Source organism: Roseateles oligotrophus, assembly GCF_014204525.1.
Classification (GTDB): Bacteria; Pseudomonadota; Gammaproteobacteria; order Burkholderiales; family Burkholderiaceae_C; genus Paucibacter_A; species Paucibacter_A oligotrophus_A.
This window is the reverse complement of sequence record NZ_JACHLP010000004.1, coordinates 141,632-157,028: the sequence shown is the minus strand read 5'-3', so window position 1 is coordinate 157,028 and position 15,397 is coordinate 141,632. Positions and strand designations below refer to the sequence as shown.

Annotated in this window: 13 protein-coding genes; 3 read left to right on the top strand and 10 right to left on the bottom strand. The window is 69.3% G+C overall.

Translation table 11 applies throughout. The features are described from left to right. Positions 1-4: 4 nt before the first annotated feature. From HNP55_RS10845 to HNP55_RS10800, 10 genes are all read right to left on the bottom strand, one after another. Positions 5-2,950 carry a polysaccharide lyase family 8 super-sandwich domain-containing protein gene (locus HNP55_RS10845; protein WP_184299124.1) on the bottom strand — a complete coding sequence of 982 codons (2,946 nt, stop codon included), beginning with the start codon at positions 2,948-2,950 and terminating at the stop codon, positions 5-7. 58 nt (positions 2,951-3,008) lie between these two features. Then, positions 3,009-4,187, bottom strand: a complete 1,179-nt coding sequence (locus HNP55_RS10840) for a glycoside hydrolase family 88 protein (protein WP_184299122.1) — start codon at positions 4,185-4,187, stop codon at positions 3,009-3,011. A 4-nt stretch (positions 4,188-4,191) separates the two neighbouring features. Continuing rightward, positions 4,192-5,103, bottom strand: a complete 912-nt coding sequence (locus HNP55_RS10835; RefSeq protein WP_184299120.1) for a sugar kinase — start codon at positions 5,101-5,103, stop codon at positions 4,192-4,194. Then, on the bottom strand, positions 5,100-5,867 hold the full coding sequence (gene kduD / locus HNP55_RS10830) for a 2-dehydro-3-deoxy-D-gluconate 5-dehydrogenase KduD (protein ID WP_184299118.1): 768 nt from the start codon (positions 5,865-5,867) through the stop codon (positions 5,100-5,102). Before kduD ends, HNP55_RS10835 begins: the two co-directional genes overlap by 4 nt. Positions 5,868-5,882: 15 nt before the next feature. After that, positions 5,883-6,686, bottom strand: coding sequence for a 5-deoxy-glucuronate isomerase (locus HNP55_RS10825; RefSeq protein WP_184299116.1), 804 nt, complete (start codon positions 6,684-6,686; stop codon positions 5,883-5,885). 111 nt (positions 6,687-6,797) lie between these two features. After that, on the bottom strand, positions 6,798-8,201 hold the full coding sequence (locus tag HNP55_RS10820) for an MFS transporter (RefSeq protein ID WP_184299114.1): 1,404 nt from the start codon (positions 8,199-8,201) through the stop codon (positions 6,798-6,800). A gap of 18 nt (positions 8,202-8,219) precedes the next feature. After that, positions 8,220-9,314, bottom strand: a complete 1,095-nt coding sequence (locus HNP55_RS10815; protein WP_184299112.1) for a LacI family DNA-binding transcriptional regulator — start codon at positions 9,312-9,314, stop codon at positions 8,220-8,222. Between the two features lie 22 nt (positions 9,315-9,336). Next, the gene (locus tag HNP55_RS10810; RefSeq protein ID WP_184299110.1) at positions 9,337-10,266 is read right to left on the bottom strand and encodes an SMP-30/gluconolactonase/LRE family protein; all 930 of its coding nucleotides are present in this window, start codon (positions 10,264-10,266) and stop codon (positions 9,337-9,339) included. Position 10,267: 1 nt separating this feature from the next. Next, positions 10,268-11,038 carry an SDR family NAD(P)-dependent oxidoreductase gene (locus HNP55_RS10805; protein WP_184299108.1) on the bottom strand — a complete coding sequence of 257 codons (771 nt, stop codon included), beginning with the start codon at positions 11,036-11,038 and terminating at the stop codon, positions 10,268-10,270. Further along, entirely contained in the window at positions 11,038-12,777 is a 1,740-nt protein-coding gene (locus HNP55_RS10800; RefSeq protein WP_184299106.1) for an IlvD/Edd family dehydratase, read from the bottom strand. Before HNP55_RS10800 ends, HNP55_RS10805 begins: the two co-directional genes overlap by 1 nt. A gap of 95 nt (positions 12,778-12,872) precedes the next feature. Between HNP55_RS10800 and HNP55_RS10795 the strand changes: the two genes are divergently transcribed. From HNP55_RS10795 to HNP55_RS10785, 3 genes are all read left to right on the top strand, one after another. Then, the gene (locus HNP55_RS10795; RefSeq protein WP_184299104.1) at positions 12,873-13,784 is read left to right on the top strand and encodes a 2-dehydro-3-deoxygalactonokinase; all 912 of its coding nucleotides are present in this window, start codon (positions 12,873-12,875) and stop codon (positions 13,782-13,784) included. Beyond that, positions 13,781-14,449 carry a 2-dehydro-3-deoxy-6-phosphogalactonate aldolase gene (locus HNP55_RS10790; protein ID WP_184299102.1) on the top strand — a complete coding sequence of 223 codons (669 nt, stop codon included), beginning with the start codon at positions 13,781-13,783 and terminating at the stop codon, positions 14,447-14,449. The genes HNP55_RS10795 and HNP55_RS10790 overlap by 4 nt, the downstream gene beginning before the upstream one ends. Positions 14,450-14,540: 91 nt before the next feature. Then, entirely contained in the window at positions 14,541-15,338 is a 798-nt protein-coding gene (locus HNP55_RS10785) for a MipA/OmpV family protein (RefSeq protein ID WP_184299100.1), read from the top strand. Positions 15,339-15,397: the final 59 nt, after the last annotated feature.

Below are 15,397 nucleotides of genomic sequence, written 5' to 3'. Positions count from 1 at the left end.
TGCCTTAGTTGATGTTCAGCTGGGGCGCAGTGCTGCTGCCACCCTCGCGGGCGCGGTATTGCACCCAGGCGTTGGAGCCCTGGTAGCTGGGTGCGCTCAGCAGCAGGCACAGGCTGGCCTGCCCGGCGGCCTGGGCCGCCTGCACCGCCGCAGTGATGTCCACGACCTGGCTGCTGCCCGCGGGGCCGACATTCCAGCGCGCCAGTTCCTGGGTCGCGGCCGGTTGCTTGTTCCAGTTGACCGTGCTTTCACTCCATGACGAGGCCGAACAGCTGGACACGGCGTTGACGATCTCGCCGCTGCTGGCCGCGCCGCGTGCCGACACGCTGAGCCGCAGCTGGGCCCGCAGCGCGGCGGGCAGGCCGGCCATCGGCAGGTTGAGCAGGCTGCGGCGCGCATAGCCGGTGGCATCGTTCTTGGTTTCCAGCGTGTTGGCGGCGCCGAAGTTGCTGGCGGCATAACTGCCGTCGCGCAGCGTCGCGTCCGCGTTCGCCGGCTGGCTGGCGCTGGCCGGGATTTGGGCCTGCAGCTGCAGCGTGCGGCCCTGCAAGCCGTTCAAATCGACCGACAGGCGCAGCGTGGGCGCGGTGCTGAGCACCGTGATCGCCGCGTCCTTGCTGATGACGGACTGGACCGGTCGGAAGCGCTCCAGCATCAGGCTGCCGGTGGCCACCTGCGTGGGCTCGGACAAGGCCAGCTGCAACTGGCCGTCGGCCTCGCGCAGCAGCACGGCCGACTTCCGGTCGGCGCACAGCCAGGGTTGGCCCATGCGGTTGACCGTGGTGACGCCGTCGTTCCAGACGGTGGCCGCGCCCATGCTGCTGCGGCCATCCCAGGCCGCGTGGGCATTGGCATCCAGCGTCAGCAACTCAAGCCCCGGCGCGGCCACATAACTTGCAAATTGATTCGCATCAAGGCCCGGCTGCACCACATAGGCATAGCGGGCGCCGTTGGGCTGCACGCCGTGCTGCAGGGCCAGGCTCAGGTAGTTGCGGCTGAGCGGCTCGGCCGGATTGCTGGCATTGATATCCTGCCAGCTGCCGCTGCGCGACTCGCGCCTGACGCGCAGCGAGGGGGCCGGGCCGCCCGGCAGCTCTGGCAGGTAGTAGCCGATGCCGGTGTTCAAACCGGGCTGACTCAGGTAGGCGGCACGGGCGCCAACGACCGCGTCGCTGCCCAGACCGACAGGCTGCGCCACGCCATCGAGCGTCAGCGCATCGCTGCCGTCCGGGTTGATCAGCTTGCGGTTGTCGAGGATGGTTTCCACGGCGGCGCTGCCGGTGGAGCTGATGGCCGAGCCCAGGGCGATCAAGGTATCGCCGAAGGCGAACCAGCTCTTGCTGCCCGAGACCGGGCTGAAGGTCTTCTCCGTCCCCACCAGCCGGCTGTAGTCGAACTGCATGCCCTGGACCTGGCCCCAGACCGGCAGCGCCGCGCCGCCGACCCAGTTCCTGGCATTCGGATAGCTGGCGAAATTGCCCGCCGTGCCCAGCCAACCATCGCTGGTGACACCGGGCAGGCGCCTCATATCGACCGTCGCCCAGTAGCCGTCGATGTACTGGCTGGCGTCCGCCGTCAGCAGCGTGGTGGCGCCGGTGCCGGTGTACCAGCCACGCGGGTTCTCGCCATTGCCGGCCTCGAAGCTGCCGATGCGGGGCGAGAACATGGCGACCGACCAAAGGAACTGGTCACGCCTGTGCACGCCGCGGGCCATGGAGGCGTAGGAACGGCTTTGCAATACTGGCGGCGTGGCGAGCACGGTCGGGTCCGCCAGCAGGGCCTTGATTTCGGTGATGGCGGCCGGCGTCAGGCCGGTGAAGTAGTTGGCGCGCCGCTGATCGCTCTGCACATGGTGCTTGAGCAGGCCCAGCACGGCGGGCGCATCGGCCGCCGTGGAGCGCCGGGTCAGCGCCAGCAGGTCGCGCACGATGCCGCGGCCGTTGCCGAGTTCCTCCGCCTTGCGCGAGATGGCGCGGCCGCGCAGATTGTCCAGCACCGCGCCCTGGTGCAGCACGGGCAAAAAGGCCTGGCGCACCCACTGATCGACATTGGCGATGGCGGGATCGGTCACCGCCCAGGCACTGCCCTCCAGCACGCTCAGCAGCTTGCTCAGCGAGCCGATGGCGACCGCGCCATAGCTGCCGGTGTAGGCGATATTGCCGTGCTGGACGAAGGAGCCATCGGCATAGACGCCGTCGCCGGCGGTGACGTAGGGCAAGGCCTGGCTGATCGCGTCGCGGCCGGCCGCCACCTTGGCCGCATCCTGGCCGATGACCCCGCGGTAGACCACGACCAAGGCCTTGTCCAGGCGGTTCGCGCCGGTCTCTATCGCAGTGGGGCGCAGCAGGCTCCGCGTCGGGTCCGGCACGAAGCGGTCGATGGCCGCCAGATAGCTGGCCCGGCGCGTCGCGCCCAGTTCGTTGTAGAGCGCCAGCATGCAGTCGTTGAGTGCCTGCGGCGCGCCGATCTCGTACTCCCACCAATTGGTGGTGTAGGTGGTGCTCGGGTTGTAGTGCTTGGCGACCAGCCAGTCCAGCCCGGCGATGGTGTCGGCCAGCAACTGCGCACCATTGGGCAGGGAGGCGCCCGATTGCGCGTAGGCCACGGCCATGGCGCGCAGCCGGCTCATGCTGGCGGCCACGCGGGAGCCGCGGCTCAGCGCCCCCATATCGTTCCACAGCTCGGTGCGCGCCGGGCCGGTGTTCATGCCCTGCCACCAGGCCAGGGCGCTGGTGTTGGCGGCGTTGATGGCGGCCTGCACGTCCGCGTCGGCGGCGGCGCCGGCACTGAGCACCAGCATGGCCGTCGCGCGGCTGCGCAGCAGCTGATAGGGGTCCGACTGTGCGCTGACCAGAGAGGCGCCCAGCAGCGCCAGCACGACGCTCAGCTTGCCCAGCTTTGGCAAGCGGCGGCGGGTGCGGGCTTTCTCGACAGAAGTTCTTGCACTCATCATGTCTCCAAGAATTACCGCGGCCCCCAGCGCTGCAAAGGCCTGGTGGCGTGCGGGTTCAGCGCGCTCTTGCGGGATGCCAGTAGGGTGACCAGGCGCGCGCATGCCTGGCCAAGGCTTCGAGGAAGAAGAAGTCGCCCCACAGATTGGCTTCGTCCACGCCCAGCCCTTCCGGGCGGCTGTAGACGCCATGCCTGAGCAAGACATTGCCGGGTGCCAGCCAGCCGGCGCATTCGCGCAGCAAGCCGGCCAGGATGCGCTCGGCCGCCTTGCGGTAATGCGCGGCCTGCTCGGGCCTGGCGGTCAACAAATCGGACAGCTCCAGCAGACCGCAGGCGGCGATGGCGCTGGCCGAGCTGTCCCAGGGCTCGCCGGCCTGGTCGGCCAGACTCAGATCCCAGCAGGCAATGCCATGCTCGGGCAGGCCAGCCAGGAAGCGATCCGCCAGCAGGCAGGCGGTGTCCAGCAGTTCCAGCTCGGGCGCCCAGCGGTGATTGAGCGCGAATCCGTACAGCCCCCAGGCCTGGCCGCGCGCCCAGCAGGAGTCGTCGGCCGCCCCTTGCTGGGTCGTGCCATGCAGGGGCGCGCCGCTGTGGGGGTCGAAGTGGAAGGTGTGAAAGGTGGTCGCATCCGGCCGCACCAGCACTTGCTTGGAGCGCAGCGCATGCGAGCGCGCGGCGTCGGCGTAGCGGGCCTCACCGGTCTGCGCCGAAGCCCAGTACAGCAGGGGCAGATTGAGCAGGCAGTCGATGATGATGCGGCCGCGCTGCGAGGCATCGTCCAGCCGGCCCCAGGCCTGGATCACGCCGGCACCGGGCAGGTAACGCGTCATCAACAGCTCAGCTGCCTGCAGGGCGCAGGCCTGCGCGACTCGGTCCGGGCCCTGACGCAGGGCCGCGACGCAGGAGGGCATGAAGAGAAAGCCAAGATCATGGTGGTCCAGCACGAAGCGGCGTTCGAGCCGCTTGGCATAAGTTTTGATCTGCTCGTTTGCCGCCTGGGCGAATTTCGCCTCGCCGCTCAGCTCATGGGCCAGCCACAGCAGGCCGGTCCAGAAGCCGGCGGTCCAGCTGCTGTTCACGCCCTCGGGCTCACCCTCCCAGCGCGCCGGCTCAAAATGGTTCTGGCGGCTGGTGTCGCCGGGAAAGCAGGGCCCGAGGTCTCGCAGGGCCAGACCGAGCTGGGCCGTGGCAGCTTGCAGCGCTGCGTCGGTATTGAGGGTCATAAAGGTTGGCATGGGTTCAGTGACTGGTGAGGCTTGGGTGCGGCGCCGGCCCGGGAATGGCACCGCGAAAGCCCAGGCTGCGAGCCGCCACCTGATTGGCCAGCAGGGCCGCCTCCTCGGGCCCGGCCTGGCGCAGCAAGCCATGTAAAAAAGCGCCGTTCCAGGCGTCGCCCGCACCGGTGCTGTCAACGATGTGCGTGACCGGCACGGCGGGCAGGACCTGCATGCCCCCGCCCGGCAGCTGCAGGCGGACGCCCTCCGCGCCACATTTCAGCGCCAGCGCCGGACCAGGCAGGGACAGGCCTTGCAGCAGCGGCAGATCGGCCGGAGCGCTGGGCAGCAGCCAGTTCACATGGGGCAGCACTTCGTGCAAGGCCTCGCGCGCGGCCGCCTCGCCGCCTTGGCCGGCCCAGAGCGCAGGGCGGTAATTGGGGTCGTAAGCCACCCACAGGCCCAGAGCCCGGGCACGCTGCGCGGCCTTGAGCGTGGCCGCGCGGGCGCTGGCTGACAACGCCTGGGTGATGCCCGACAGCAGCAGCGCCCGTGCACCGGCCAAGGCCTCGTCCGGCACATCGTCGGGTTGCAGACCAGCCGCCGCGCTGCCCTGGCGGCGGTAGCTGAAATCGCGCTCGCCGCCGGGCAGCTGGCTGATGAAATAGACGCCGTTGACGCCGGGGAGCAGTTGCGCGTGACGCAGGTCCACGCCCTCCTGGCGCCAGGCCTGGAGCAGGCCCGGCGCGAAGGGGTCGGCGCCGACCCGGGTGATGAAGCCGGTGCGCGTGCCCAGCCGCGCGGCGCTAACCAGGGCATTCAGCACATCGCCGCCATAGCCCAGGCGCAGCGGACTGCCCTGCGCACCCAGCGCCGTCTCGCCGCAGAGCTCCACCATGCACTCGCCCAGGGCCAGCAATTCGGGCCGGGGGCTCATCGTGCCATCCATCCGCCGTCCACGGCCAGCAATTGCCCGTGTACATAGGCGGCGGCCGGCGAGGCCAGAAACACGGCCGCACCCACCAGGTCGGCCGGCTGGCCCCAGCGCCCGGCCGGGATGCGCTCCAGCACCTGGCGCTCGCGCTGCGGGTCGGCCCGCAAGGGCGCGGTGTTGGCGGTCGTTATATAACCCGGCGCGATGGCATTGACGCCCACGCCACGGCCGGCCCACTCATTCGCCAGCGCCCGCGTCAGGCCCAGCAGCCCATGCTTGCTGGCCGCATAAGCGGGCACGCGGATACCGCCCTGCATCGAAAGCAGGGAGGCGATATTGATGATGCGGCCCTGGCCCTGGTCCAGCATCTGGCGCCCGGCGCTTTGCGCCAGCTGCCAGGCGGCATGCAGATTGAGCTGCAACACCGCATGCCAGTCCTCACTGCTGACATCCTCGGCGGCGGCGCGGCGGATGGCGCCGGCATTGTTGACCAGCACATCCAGGCGCCCATGCCTGGCCACCACGGCCTCGATCAGGCGTTCCGGCACGGCCGCATCGGACAGGTCGGCGTCCATCACCTGGCAGCGCCGGCCTAGCGCCTCGATGGCGGCCACCGTCGCCTCGCAGCCCTGATGGTGGCGGGTGACGATCAGGTCCGCGCCGGCCTGGGCCAGGCCGATGGCCAGGGCCTGGCCGATGCCGCTGGCGCCGGCCGTCACCAGGGCCAGCCGCCCGTCCAGACGAAAGAGGTCTGCGCTCGTTTGCATCTGACTCACCCTCGCTCAGGCCATGCCCACCAGCTTCTGCGTCCAGGCCAGCTCGGGCAGCAAGGCCACGCCCTGGCGCCGGCCATTGCCGGCCAGGGCCCACAGGTAGTAGCTCTGCGCGCCAGGTGCGGCGGCATAGGTGTGGTAGCCGTAGGGGATGGACAGCAGCGAGTCGTCGCGCACCGTGTGGGTGGTGTCAAAGCCGCGCTCGGGGCTGAAATGCCGGGCCAGGCCGAAGCCCTCGGGCGAGGCGACGCGGAAGTAATAGATTTCTTCGTGGAACACTTCGCCGCCTTCCTCACGCTCGTGCTTGTGCGGCGGGTAGGTGCTCCAGTTGCCCGAGGGCGTGAGGGTCTCGCCGACGATCAGGCTGGCGGCCGGCTGGCCGTCGGGCAGGGTCAGGATCTCGCGGAAATGGCGGGTGTAGTTCAGCGCGCCCCAGCTGCCGGTGCGCACCGCGTCGGGACGGATCTCGTAGGCCGGAACGTCCAGGTTCGACGGGGTGCTGACCAGGGCGGCCTCGAAGCGCGTGCCGGCTTCAAGCTGGTAGCGGGCACCGCGCGGCAGGTAGACGCTGTGCGGCTTGCCGGCAAAGACATTGGCGCGGCCGCCGACGCGCTCGAAGCGCTGCTCGCCCACCTGCACGGTGGCCGTGCCCGAGAGCACCACCAGCAGGGTTTCACGCTCGGCCACGCAGCGGCCCTCATGGACATGGCCGGGCAGCAATACCAACTTCTCGAAACCCAGCAACTGGCAGCTGAGGCCCTGCAGCGGGTGATGACCGGGGGTGCTCGGGATGGTGTGGAAATGTTCGGACATGGTGATGATGCGTGTTTGTGTTTTGTATATGTTAACGATACCAGATCAATGCGCCAAGCATTCACAGGGGAAACCCCTTGGTGCTCAGGATCAGGGGATTGGGCGCGCCTTTCAGGGCGCGCGATAGCCGCCGGGGCCACCCAGCGCCTGGAAGGGCCGCAGCAACCACAGATAGAGCAGGCCCGACACGGCGGCCAGCACGCCGCTGACGATGAAGGTGTGGTGGTAGTGGTGACCGGTGGCATCCAGCCAGGCGCCCATGGCCGGTGGCACCAGCATATAGCCCAGTGCCGCCAGCAGATTCATGGCCGAGTGGAACTGGGCAAAGCGTTCGCGCGGAAACAGATACTGGCCCAGCGCCGCCGTGCCGGTCAGGTAGATGCCCGAGAGCACCCCATGCACGATGAAGGCTTGTGAAAACTGCTGCGCGTCACGCACCCAGCAGCCGGCCGCCAACATGGCCAGCGCATACAGGGCGATGGAAACCAGGCCCACGCGCAGCGGGTGCCAGCGGTCGGCCAACCAGCCCACCGGCAGGGCCAGCAGCAGCGAGCAGGTATAGGTCAGGGCCAGGGCCTTGCCGTAGCCGTCCAGCCCCAGGCCCACTTGCTGGGCATAGAACACGCCGAAACCGTTGATCGGATTGCCGGCCACCAGGCCCAGCATCATGGCGAAGAACAGCAGCAGATAGAAGCGCTGGCTGAAGCATTCGCGCAGATAACGCCGCACCTCCCCTGCCCCCTGCGCCCCAGGCGCCGCCGGCTCGGGCGGGGGGTAGCTGCCCTCGCGCACGCGCCAGCACATCAGCGCAAAGCCCAGGCCGTAGATCAGGGCGATGCCGCTGAAGATCCAGGCGAAATACTGCTGCGCATGGCCCAGCACATGGTAGGTGAAGCCAATGCCGGCAAGCAGGCCGGTGGCGCGGAACAGGCCGTAGAAACGGCCGGTCAGCCGGGCCGGCACGACGTCGGCAATCAGGCCGCCGAACACCGCGTTGGCGGTCACCGAGGCCACCTCGAACAGGGTCCACATCAGCGCGAACCAGGCCAGATTGCACAAGCGCAGGCCGGGCGACAGCCCACCGAGCAAATCGTGCAGCAAGGCCCCGGCCTGCGGGGTGACGGCCATGCCCAGCAGGCCGCCGACGACCAGGGGCATGGGCAGCAGCAAATAGGGGATGCGCCGGCCCATGCGGCCGCGATGGCGGTCCGAACGCACGGCGACGACGGGGCCCAGCAGCAGGCCCAGGGCGGCGGGGAAGGAGCCCACCACCAGGGCGATGAAGAAGTCGCTGGCCTGCAACTGGCGCAGCAACACCTGGGCCATGGGCGTGACGGCGCGCTCTTTCAGGCTCCAGGCAAAGTCGCCGATCAGCAAGAAGGCGAACAAAACCACCAGGCCGCCCAAGCCATAGACCAGGCTGCCTTGCCGCCACAGCGGACGCCCCCGGCCGTCGCGTTCCTGATCATCGGCGGCGGTCTGGCTGGGCAAGGCGGGTTCGGCGATAGCGGTCATTTTGAATTGTTAGTTATGTCAGCGCTTGCGGCTGGATTTCTTGGCGCGCGGCGACGGCGGTGCAGCGGTGGAGTCGCGCACCACCAGACGGCTTTGCAGCTCGACCCGGATGCCGCGGCGCGCGCCCTCCTCGATGTGCTGCAAGAGCAGGCGCACGGCGCTATCGCCCAGCTGCTCGTAGTCCTGCCGCACCGTGGTCAGCGCCGGGTAGCTCTGGGCCGCGGCCGGTATATCGTCGAAACCGGCAACCGAGAGCTGCTGTGGCACTTGCAGGCCGGCGGCGCGGACGGCGTCCAGCGCGCCCAGCGCCATCAAGTCGTTGGCACAGAAGATGGCGGTCGGCGGGTCGGCCAGCTGGAGCAAGGCCTGACCCTGCTCGAAGCCGGAGCGTTGGCCGAAATCACCCTGTCTCAAGAGTTGCGGGTCGGGCGTGATGCCGGACTGGGCCAGCGCGGCCAGATAGCCGCGCTCACGCTCCTGACTCTGGCCCGAATGCGAGGTGCCGCGCACAAAGGCGATGCGCCGGTGGCCTAACTCGGCAAGATGGCGGCACAGCGCATGGGCACCTTCGTAGTTGTCGGCGCGCACCACGGGCAGCGTGGTCGGCGCGCGCCAGTAGTTCACCAGCACCACCGGCTGGGTCATGCCCTGGAACTGCTCCAGCTGCTCGGCATAGGCGCCCGGCAGGATCAGCAACAGGCCGTCGCACAGGCTGGACAGCAGGGGCACAACTTCGGGCCGGGCGGCATCGGCGGCGGCCAGGTCGTAGAGGATCAGGTCCATGCCCACTTGCTTCACCACGCGGCTGATCGCGTTGATGATGGCGGCAATCACCGGCGACTGGAAATCGCTGACCAAGAGGCCCAGCACCCGGGTGCGGCCGCCCTTGAGCGCCTTGGCGCCCAGATTGGCCACATAACCCATGGCCTGCGCCACCTCCAGCACCTTCTGCCGCGTCGCCTCGGCCACATAGCCCTTGCCACTGAGCGCGCGCGACACCGTCATCACCGACACGCCCGCTCGCTCGGCGACATCGCTGACGGTCACACGACCAAGCGCCTGTGGTGCGGCTTCGGTGGCGGGCATGGTCTTGGGTTTGGCGAGACGGTTCATGGATTTGGATCTTCCCTGGCTGTTAGCGTTCACATGCAGCCCCCATTGTCGCGTGGCCGCTCTGCGCCCACACGGATGTAGTGGAAGATCCCAGGGTGGCATCCGGCCCCAGCCCGGGCACCGGCGGTTCGGCCACGAATAGCGCGCCGGCCAGCGGCTCATGCGCCAGGGCGGCCTCGGAAAGGCCGGTGCGGGCCGTGGTGATGTAGAGCTGGCGCCCGCCCTCCCCGCCGAAACAGCAGCTGCTGACCTGGGACACCGGCAGGTCGATGCGCGCCAGCAAACGCCCGTCCGGTGCGTAGCGGCCCAGGCCGTGGCCGCCCCACTGGGCGATCCACAGCGCGCCTTCGCTATCGGTACACATGCCGTCGGGCACGCCCTCGCCCGCGCCAAAGCTGCGCCACAGGCGCGGCGGGCCGAGCCGTCCCGCCGCGTCCATCGCGTAGGCATGGACCTCGGCACGCGCGCTGTCGGCGTGGTACAGGGTCGTGCCGTCCGGACTGAAGGTGGGGCCGTTGGCGATGCCGTAGGCTGGCTGGGCCACGCGCCAGCGGCCGTCGGGCTCCAGGCAGGCCAGCACCCCCTGGGCGCTGGCAGGCTCGCGCTCGTGCATGGAGCCGGCCCAGATGCGACCCCAGCGGTCACGCTTGGCATCGTTCAGGCGCACGCCGGCCGGCAGCGGTGGCTTCACCCAGGGCCTGATGAGCAGGGTTGGCTCCAGCTGCAGCCTCACCACCTCGTCATCCAGCCCGGCGATGAAGCCATCGCCCTGTTGATCCGGCATCAACCAGGCGATGCGCCTTGGCAGCGACCAGCGCTGCTGCCGCCCGCTGGCCGGCTCATGGGCATGGACGGCGGCGCCATGGATATCGACGAAGTACAGCCGGCCCTGGTGCCAGACCGGGCCTTCGCCGAGCTGGCAGCGAGCATCCCAGATGCAGCGGGCCTGCATATCAGGTCCATCCCGCATCAATGACGAATTCCTGGGCGGTGATCATGGCGCTGTCGTCGGCCGCCAGGAACAGCGCCAGCTGGGCCACATCAACACCCTGGATGCGGCCGGGCAGGCATTGGCAGGCGTCCATCTCGCGCTCGCCGGCCTCGTCCACCCACTTCTCCAGCTGTTTGGCCGTCATCACCCAGCCCGGCGTCAGCGTGTTGACGCGCACGCGCTGGGCGCCGAACTCGCGCGCCAGGCTGCGCGTCAGCCCCGTCATCGCCGATTTGCAAGTGGCATAGGCGGCATAGCCGGCCACCTTGTTCTTCCAGCTGGTCGAGCCGACATTGATCAGGCTGCCGCCACCGCCGCGCACCAGGGCCGGCATGGCCGCCTGGGCGGCGAAGAAGTGCGCGCGCAGATTGATGGCCATGGCGTCGTCAAAGCCCTCGCTCGACAGGCCGAGAAACTCGTGCCGGGTGTCATCGGCCGCGTTATTGAGCAGCACATGCAGGCCCTGCAGCCTGGCCTCCACCGCCGCCACGGCGGCCTGCACGGCGGCCACATCGCGCATATCGCAGGGCAGGAAGACCGGCTCATGGGCCGCGCCCGCGCAGGCTCGCAGCACCTGGGCGGCCGAGGCCGCGCTGCGCCCGGTGAAAGCCACGCGGCAACCCTGCTCGGCAAAAGCCTGCACCAGGTCGGCACCTATGCCCGAGCTGCCGCCGGTGACCAGCACGGCGCGCCCGGCCAGGCTCGGGTAGCGTGCGAATTTAGAGTTAGCCATCAGTGCGACTCGCGAGCCACGGCGTCGCCGCGACAGCCAACCAAAAAGTCCATGTCCGCGCCGCTGTCGGCCTGCATCACATGGTCCACATAGAGCCGCGCCCAGCCCGAGACCGGCTTGGGCGGCGCCTGCCAGTCGGCGTGGCGCCGCGCCAGCTCGGCCGCATCGACCTCCAGCTCCAGGCTGCGCGTGGCCACATCCAGCCTGATCCAGTCGCCATCGCGCACCAGGGCCAGGGGCCCGCCGGCCGCGGCTTCGGGCGCCGCATGCAGCAGCACCGTGCCATAGGCCGTACCGCTCATGCGGGCGTCCGACAAGCGCACCATATCCGTCACGCCCTGGGCCAGCAGCTTGGCCGGCAGGCCCATATTGCCGACCTCGGCCATGCCCGGATAGCCCTTGGGCCCGCAGTTCTTCAGCACCAGCACGCTGTCGGCGCTGACCGGCAGTTCGGGGTCGTCGATGCGGGCCTTGTAGTCCTCGACGTTCTCGAACACCACGGCCTGGCCGCGGTGGCTGAGCAGGGCCGGCGAGGCCGCCGAGACCTTGATGAGCGCCCCGCCAGGCGCCAGATTGCCGCGCAGCACGGCAATGCCGCCCTGGGCCACCAGGGGATTCGACAGCGGCCGTATCACCTCGTCATCGAAGCACTCGGCCTGGGTGACGTGGGGGCCGATGGCGCCGCCGGCCACGCTAGGCGCCTGCTCGTGCAAGAGGCCGGCCTCGGCCAGCCGACGCATCACCACCGGCAGGCCGCCGGCATAGCAGAACTCCTCCATCAGGAAGCGGCCCGCGGGCAGCAGGTCCACCAGGGTCGGCACATCGCGGCCCAGGCGGTCCCAGTCCGCCAGCGTCAGCGGCACGCCCAGGCGACCGGCGATGGCCAGCAGATGGATCACCGCATTGGTGGAGCCGCCGATGGCCGCGTTGACGCGGATGGCGTTCTCGAAGGCCTCGCGGGTCAGGATGTTGCGCGGGCGCACATCCTCGCGCACCAGCTCGACGATGCGGCGCCCGGCCTCGCGGGCCAGGGTGTGGCGGCGTGCGTCCACGGCCGGCAGCGCCGCATTGCCCGGCAGCGCGATGCCCAGGGCCTCGGCCATGCAGGCCATGGTCGAGGCCGTGCCCATGGTCATGCAGTGCCCTGCGCTGCGCGACATGCAGGACTCGGCGGCGCTGAACTCCGCACTGCTCATCTGGCCGCCCCGCACCGCTTCGGAGAACTTCCACACATGGGTGCCCGAGCCCAGGGTCTGGCCCCGGTAGCGGCCGTTGAGCATGGGCCCGCCGGACAGCAGCAGGGCCGGCATATCGACGCTGGCCGCGCCCATCAGCAGGGCCGGCGTGGTCTTGTCGCAACCGGCCATCAGCACCACGCCGTCCAGCGGGTTGGCGCGCAGGGTTTCTTCCACCTCCATCGCGGCCAGGTTGCGGAACAGCATGGCCGTGGGGCGCAGATTGGTCTCGCCCAGCGGCATCATCGAGAACTCCAGCGGCACGCCGCCGGCCTGCAGAATGCCCTCGCGCACCTTGTCGGCCAGGCCCTTGAAATGCGCATTGCAGGGCACCAGGTCGGAGCCGCTATTGCAGATGCCGATGATGGGGCGGCCGTCGAAGGCCCGGTCGTCCAGTCCCTGATTGCGCATCCAGGAGCGGTGGATGAAGGCGTCCTTGCCGGTGCCGCCGAACCAATGGGTCGAGCGGGGTGGCTTGCGGGGTTTGGATGCAGAGTCGCTCATGGAGTCGGTGACAATCGCCATGTCATGTGTTAACGTTAACTCATTGTGTATCACAAAGCCGGTTCGTGACAAGCCGGCGCTTCCTAGGGAAAACGATGAATACCATTGGAGTGGATTGGGGCAGCAGCAACCGCCGCGCCTACTGGCTGGACGCGCAAGGCTGTTTGCTGGCGCAGCGCCAGGACGCGGCCGGCGTGCTGGCCACGCCGCCGGGCGGCCAGCGCGACTTTGCCGCCGAGCTGCAGTCGCTGATCGGCGACTGGCGCGCGCAGGCGCCGGCGCAGGTCTGGCTCAGCGGCATGGTCGGCAGCCGCAGCGGCTGGCAGGAGGCGCCCTACCTGCCCCTGCCCTGCCATCTACACGGGCTGGGCGAGGCCGCCACGCCCCTGGCCGCCGATCCGCAGATACGCCTGCTGCCCGGCCTGTGCCAGCGCCCGCCGCTGGGCCCGCATGACGTGATGCGCGGCGAGGAAACCCAGTTGCTGGGCGCCTGGCGGCTGCGGCCACAAAACGGCTGGGTGCTGCTGCCCGGCACGCACAGCAAATGGGCGCAGGTGGAGAACGGCCGGGTGTTGACCATGCACAGTGCCATGACGGGCGAGCTGTTTGCCCTGCTGCGCCGCCACAGCTGCCTGTCGGCCGTGGCCGGGGGCGACGAGCCCCCCGCCCCCATCCCGGCCCACGAGTCCGCCTTCGACGAGGGCTTGCAATGGGCGCGCGAAGGCGGCGGGCTGGCGCAGCTGTTTCGCCTGCGCGCCCAGGCCTTGCTGACCGACGAGCCGCAGCCACCGGCCGAGGTTGCAGCCCGCTTGTCCGGCCTGCTGATCGGGCTGGAGTTGCAGGCCAGGCAGATACACAGTGCGAGCCTGGTGGCCGCGCCAGGGCTGGCGCATTGGTACACCCGCGCCGCCGCCCGCCAGGGCCTGACCCTGCACGCACTGGACCCCGATCAATGCCTGGTGGCGGCGCTGCAAGCGCTGCAAACCCCGACGGAGACAAGCCCATGAGCTCCCCTTTTCCACCGCCGCCCCTGCCACCCCTGGTGGCCATTCTGCGCGGCCTGCCGCCCGAGCAAGCGGCGGCGGTCGGCAGCCTGTTATACGCGGCCGGTTTTCGCTGCCTGGAGGTACCACTGAACCGCCCCGGCGCCCTGCAAAGCCTGCGCCGGCTGCGCGACAGCCTGCCCGCCGATGCGCTGCTGGGCGCGGGCACGGTGCTGGAGCCCGCCGATGTGGCCCGCGTCGCCGAGGCGGGCGGGCAGTTGGTGATCGCCCCCAATCTGAACCTGGCGGTCGTGGCCGCCGCGCGCGCGGCCGGCCTGCTCGCCATGCCAGGCGTGGCCACGCCCAGTGAGGCCTTCACGGCGCTGGCGGCCGGGGCCACGGTGCTGAAGGCCTTCCCCGGCGAGCAGGTCACGCCGGCGGCACTGAAGGCCTGGCGCACGGTGCTGCCGCAGGCACCTATCTACCCCGTGGGCGGCGTGACGCTGGACAATCTGGCCGCCTACCACGCGGCCGGCGCCAGCGGGGTGGGCATCGGCTCGGCCTTGTACAACCCCGAGCTGCCGGTGGCGCAGTTGGCCTCCCGCGCTGCGGGCTGGGTGACGGCCTGGACCGAGATCCGTCGTGGCCTTGATTGCAGCCCGGGCCATGCAGAGGGGGTATTGCAGTGAGGGCTGCAACGCGGCGCTCGTATTTCGAAGTTTTGTTTCTCACGCGAGCCACAATGCGGACCACCTTCCACTTTTGCGATATCGCCCAAATATGCTTGCCAAATTCAAGGCCCTGGCCTTTGTCGGTCTCCTGCTCGGCATCAGCACGGCCGCCCAGGCCCAAGCCTTCGACACCTTCCGCAACTACGGCGCCAAAATCAGCGAGGACGGCGGCACCGTAGGTGTGGGCGCGCTCTACAGCAGCAAGTACCGTGGTTCCAAAGCCCAGGAATGGCGCGTGCTGCCCCTGCTGGACTACCGCTGGAGTAATGGATTTTTCGCCGGCACCCGCAACGGCCTGGGCTATGACTTCTCGCGCAGCGAGGGCGAGCAATACGGCCTGCGCATCACCGCCGACCTGGGCCGCGACGAGACCGACAACCCCCGCCTGACGGGCCTGGGCGACATCCAGATCCGCCCCGAGATCGGCGGCTTCTTCAACTACAGCCTGGGCCAGGGCCTGCAGTTCACCAGTTCCCTGCGCTACGGCTCCGGCAACGATCGCAAAGGCCTGGTGGCCGATCTGGGCCTCAGCTATGTGCGCCCGCTCACCCAGCAGCTCTATCTGGGCCTGGGCGGCGGCCTGAGTCTGGTCAATGGCAGCTATATGCAGGAGTATTTCGGCGTCTCCGGCACCCAGGCCGCCAGCAGCGGCTTGGCCGCAACCCAGGCCAAGGCCGGTCTGCGCGATGTGCGAGCCAATCTGCTGCTGAGCTATTACCTGAGCCAGCGCATGGGTGTCTCGTTCGGCATTTCGGCCAGCCAGTTGCAAGGCGATGCCAAGAACAGCCCCGTCACCGAGAAGAGCACAAGCGTCAGCGGCCTGGCCGGTTTCAGCTACACCTTCTAATTTCGAGTCTGCGCTGGCTTGGCACCCCGGCGCACCGATAAAATCGGCGGCTTCAATTC

Bases quoted from the DNA above. Each gene is read 5' to 3' on its own strand.
- HNP55_RS10845 (WP_184299124.1), bottom strand. From the start codon at position 2,950: ATGAGTGCAAGAACTTCTGTCGAGAAAGCCCGCACCCGCCGCCGCTTG.
- HNP55_RS10840 (WP_184299122.1), bottom strand. From the start codon at position 4,187: ATGCCAACCTTTATGACCCTCAATACCGACGCAGCGCTGCAAGCTGCC.
- HNP55_RS10835 (WP_184299120.1), bottom strand. From the start codon at position 5,103: ATGAGCCCCCGGCCCGAATTGCTGGCCCTGGGCGAGTGCATGGTGGAG.
- kduD (WP_184299118.1), bottom strand. From the start codon at position 5,867: ATGCAAACGAGCGCAGACCTCTTTCGTCTGGACGGGCGGCTGGCCCTG.
- HNP55_RS10825 (WP_184299116.1), bottom strand. From the start codon at position 6,686: ATGTCCGAACATTTCCACACCATCCCGAGCACCCCCGGTCATCACCCG.
- HNP55_RS10820 (WP_184299114.1), bottom strand. From the start codon at position 8,201: ATGACCGCTATCGCCGAACCCGCCTTGCCCAGCCAGACCGCCGCCGAT.
- HNP55_RS10815 (WP_184299112.1), bottom strand. From the start codon at position 9,314: ATGAACCGTCTCGCCAAACCCAAGACCATGCCCGCCACCGAAGCCGCA.
- HNP55_RS10810 (WP_184299110.1), bottom strand. From the start codon at position 10,266: ATGCAGGCCCGCTGCATCTGGGATGCTCGCTGCCAGCTCGGCGAAGGC.
- HNP55_RS10805 (WP_184299108.1), bottom strand. From the start codon at position 11,038: ATGGCTAACTCTAAATTCGCACGCTACCCGAGCCTGGCCGGGCGCGCC.
- HNP55_RS10800 (WP_184299106.1), bottom strand. From the start codon at position 12,777: ATGAGCGACTCTGCATCCAAACCCCGCAAGCCACCCCGCTCGACCCAT.
- HNP55_RS10795 (WP_184299104.1), top strand. From the start codon at position 12,873: ATGAATACCATTGGAGTGGATTGGGGCAGCAGCAACCGCCGCGCCTAC.
- HNP55_RS10790 (WP_184299102.1), top strand. From the start codon at position 13,781: ATGAGCTCCCCTTTTCCACCGCCGCCCCTGCCACCCCTGGTGGCCATT.
- HNP55_RS10785 (WP_184299100.1), top strand. From the start codon at position 14,541: ATGCTTGCCAAATTCAAGGCCCTGGCCTTTGTCGGTCTCCTGCTCGGC.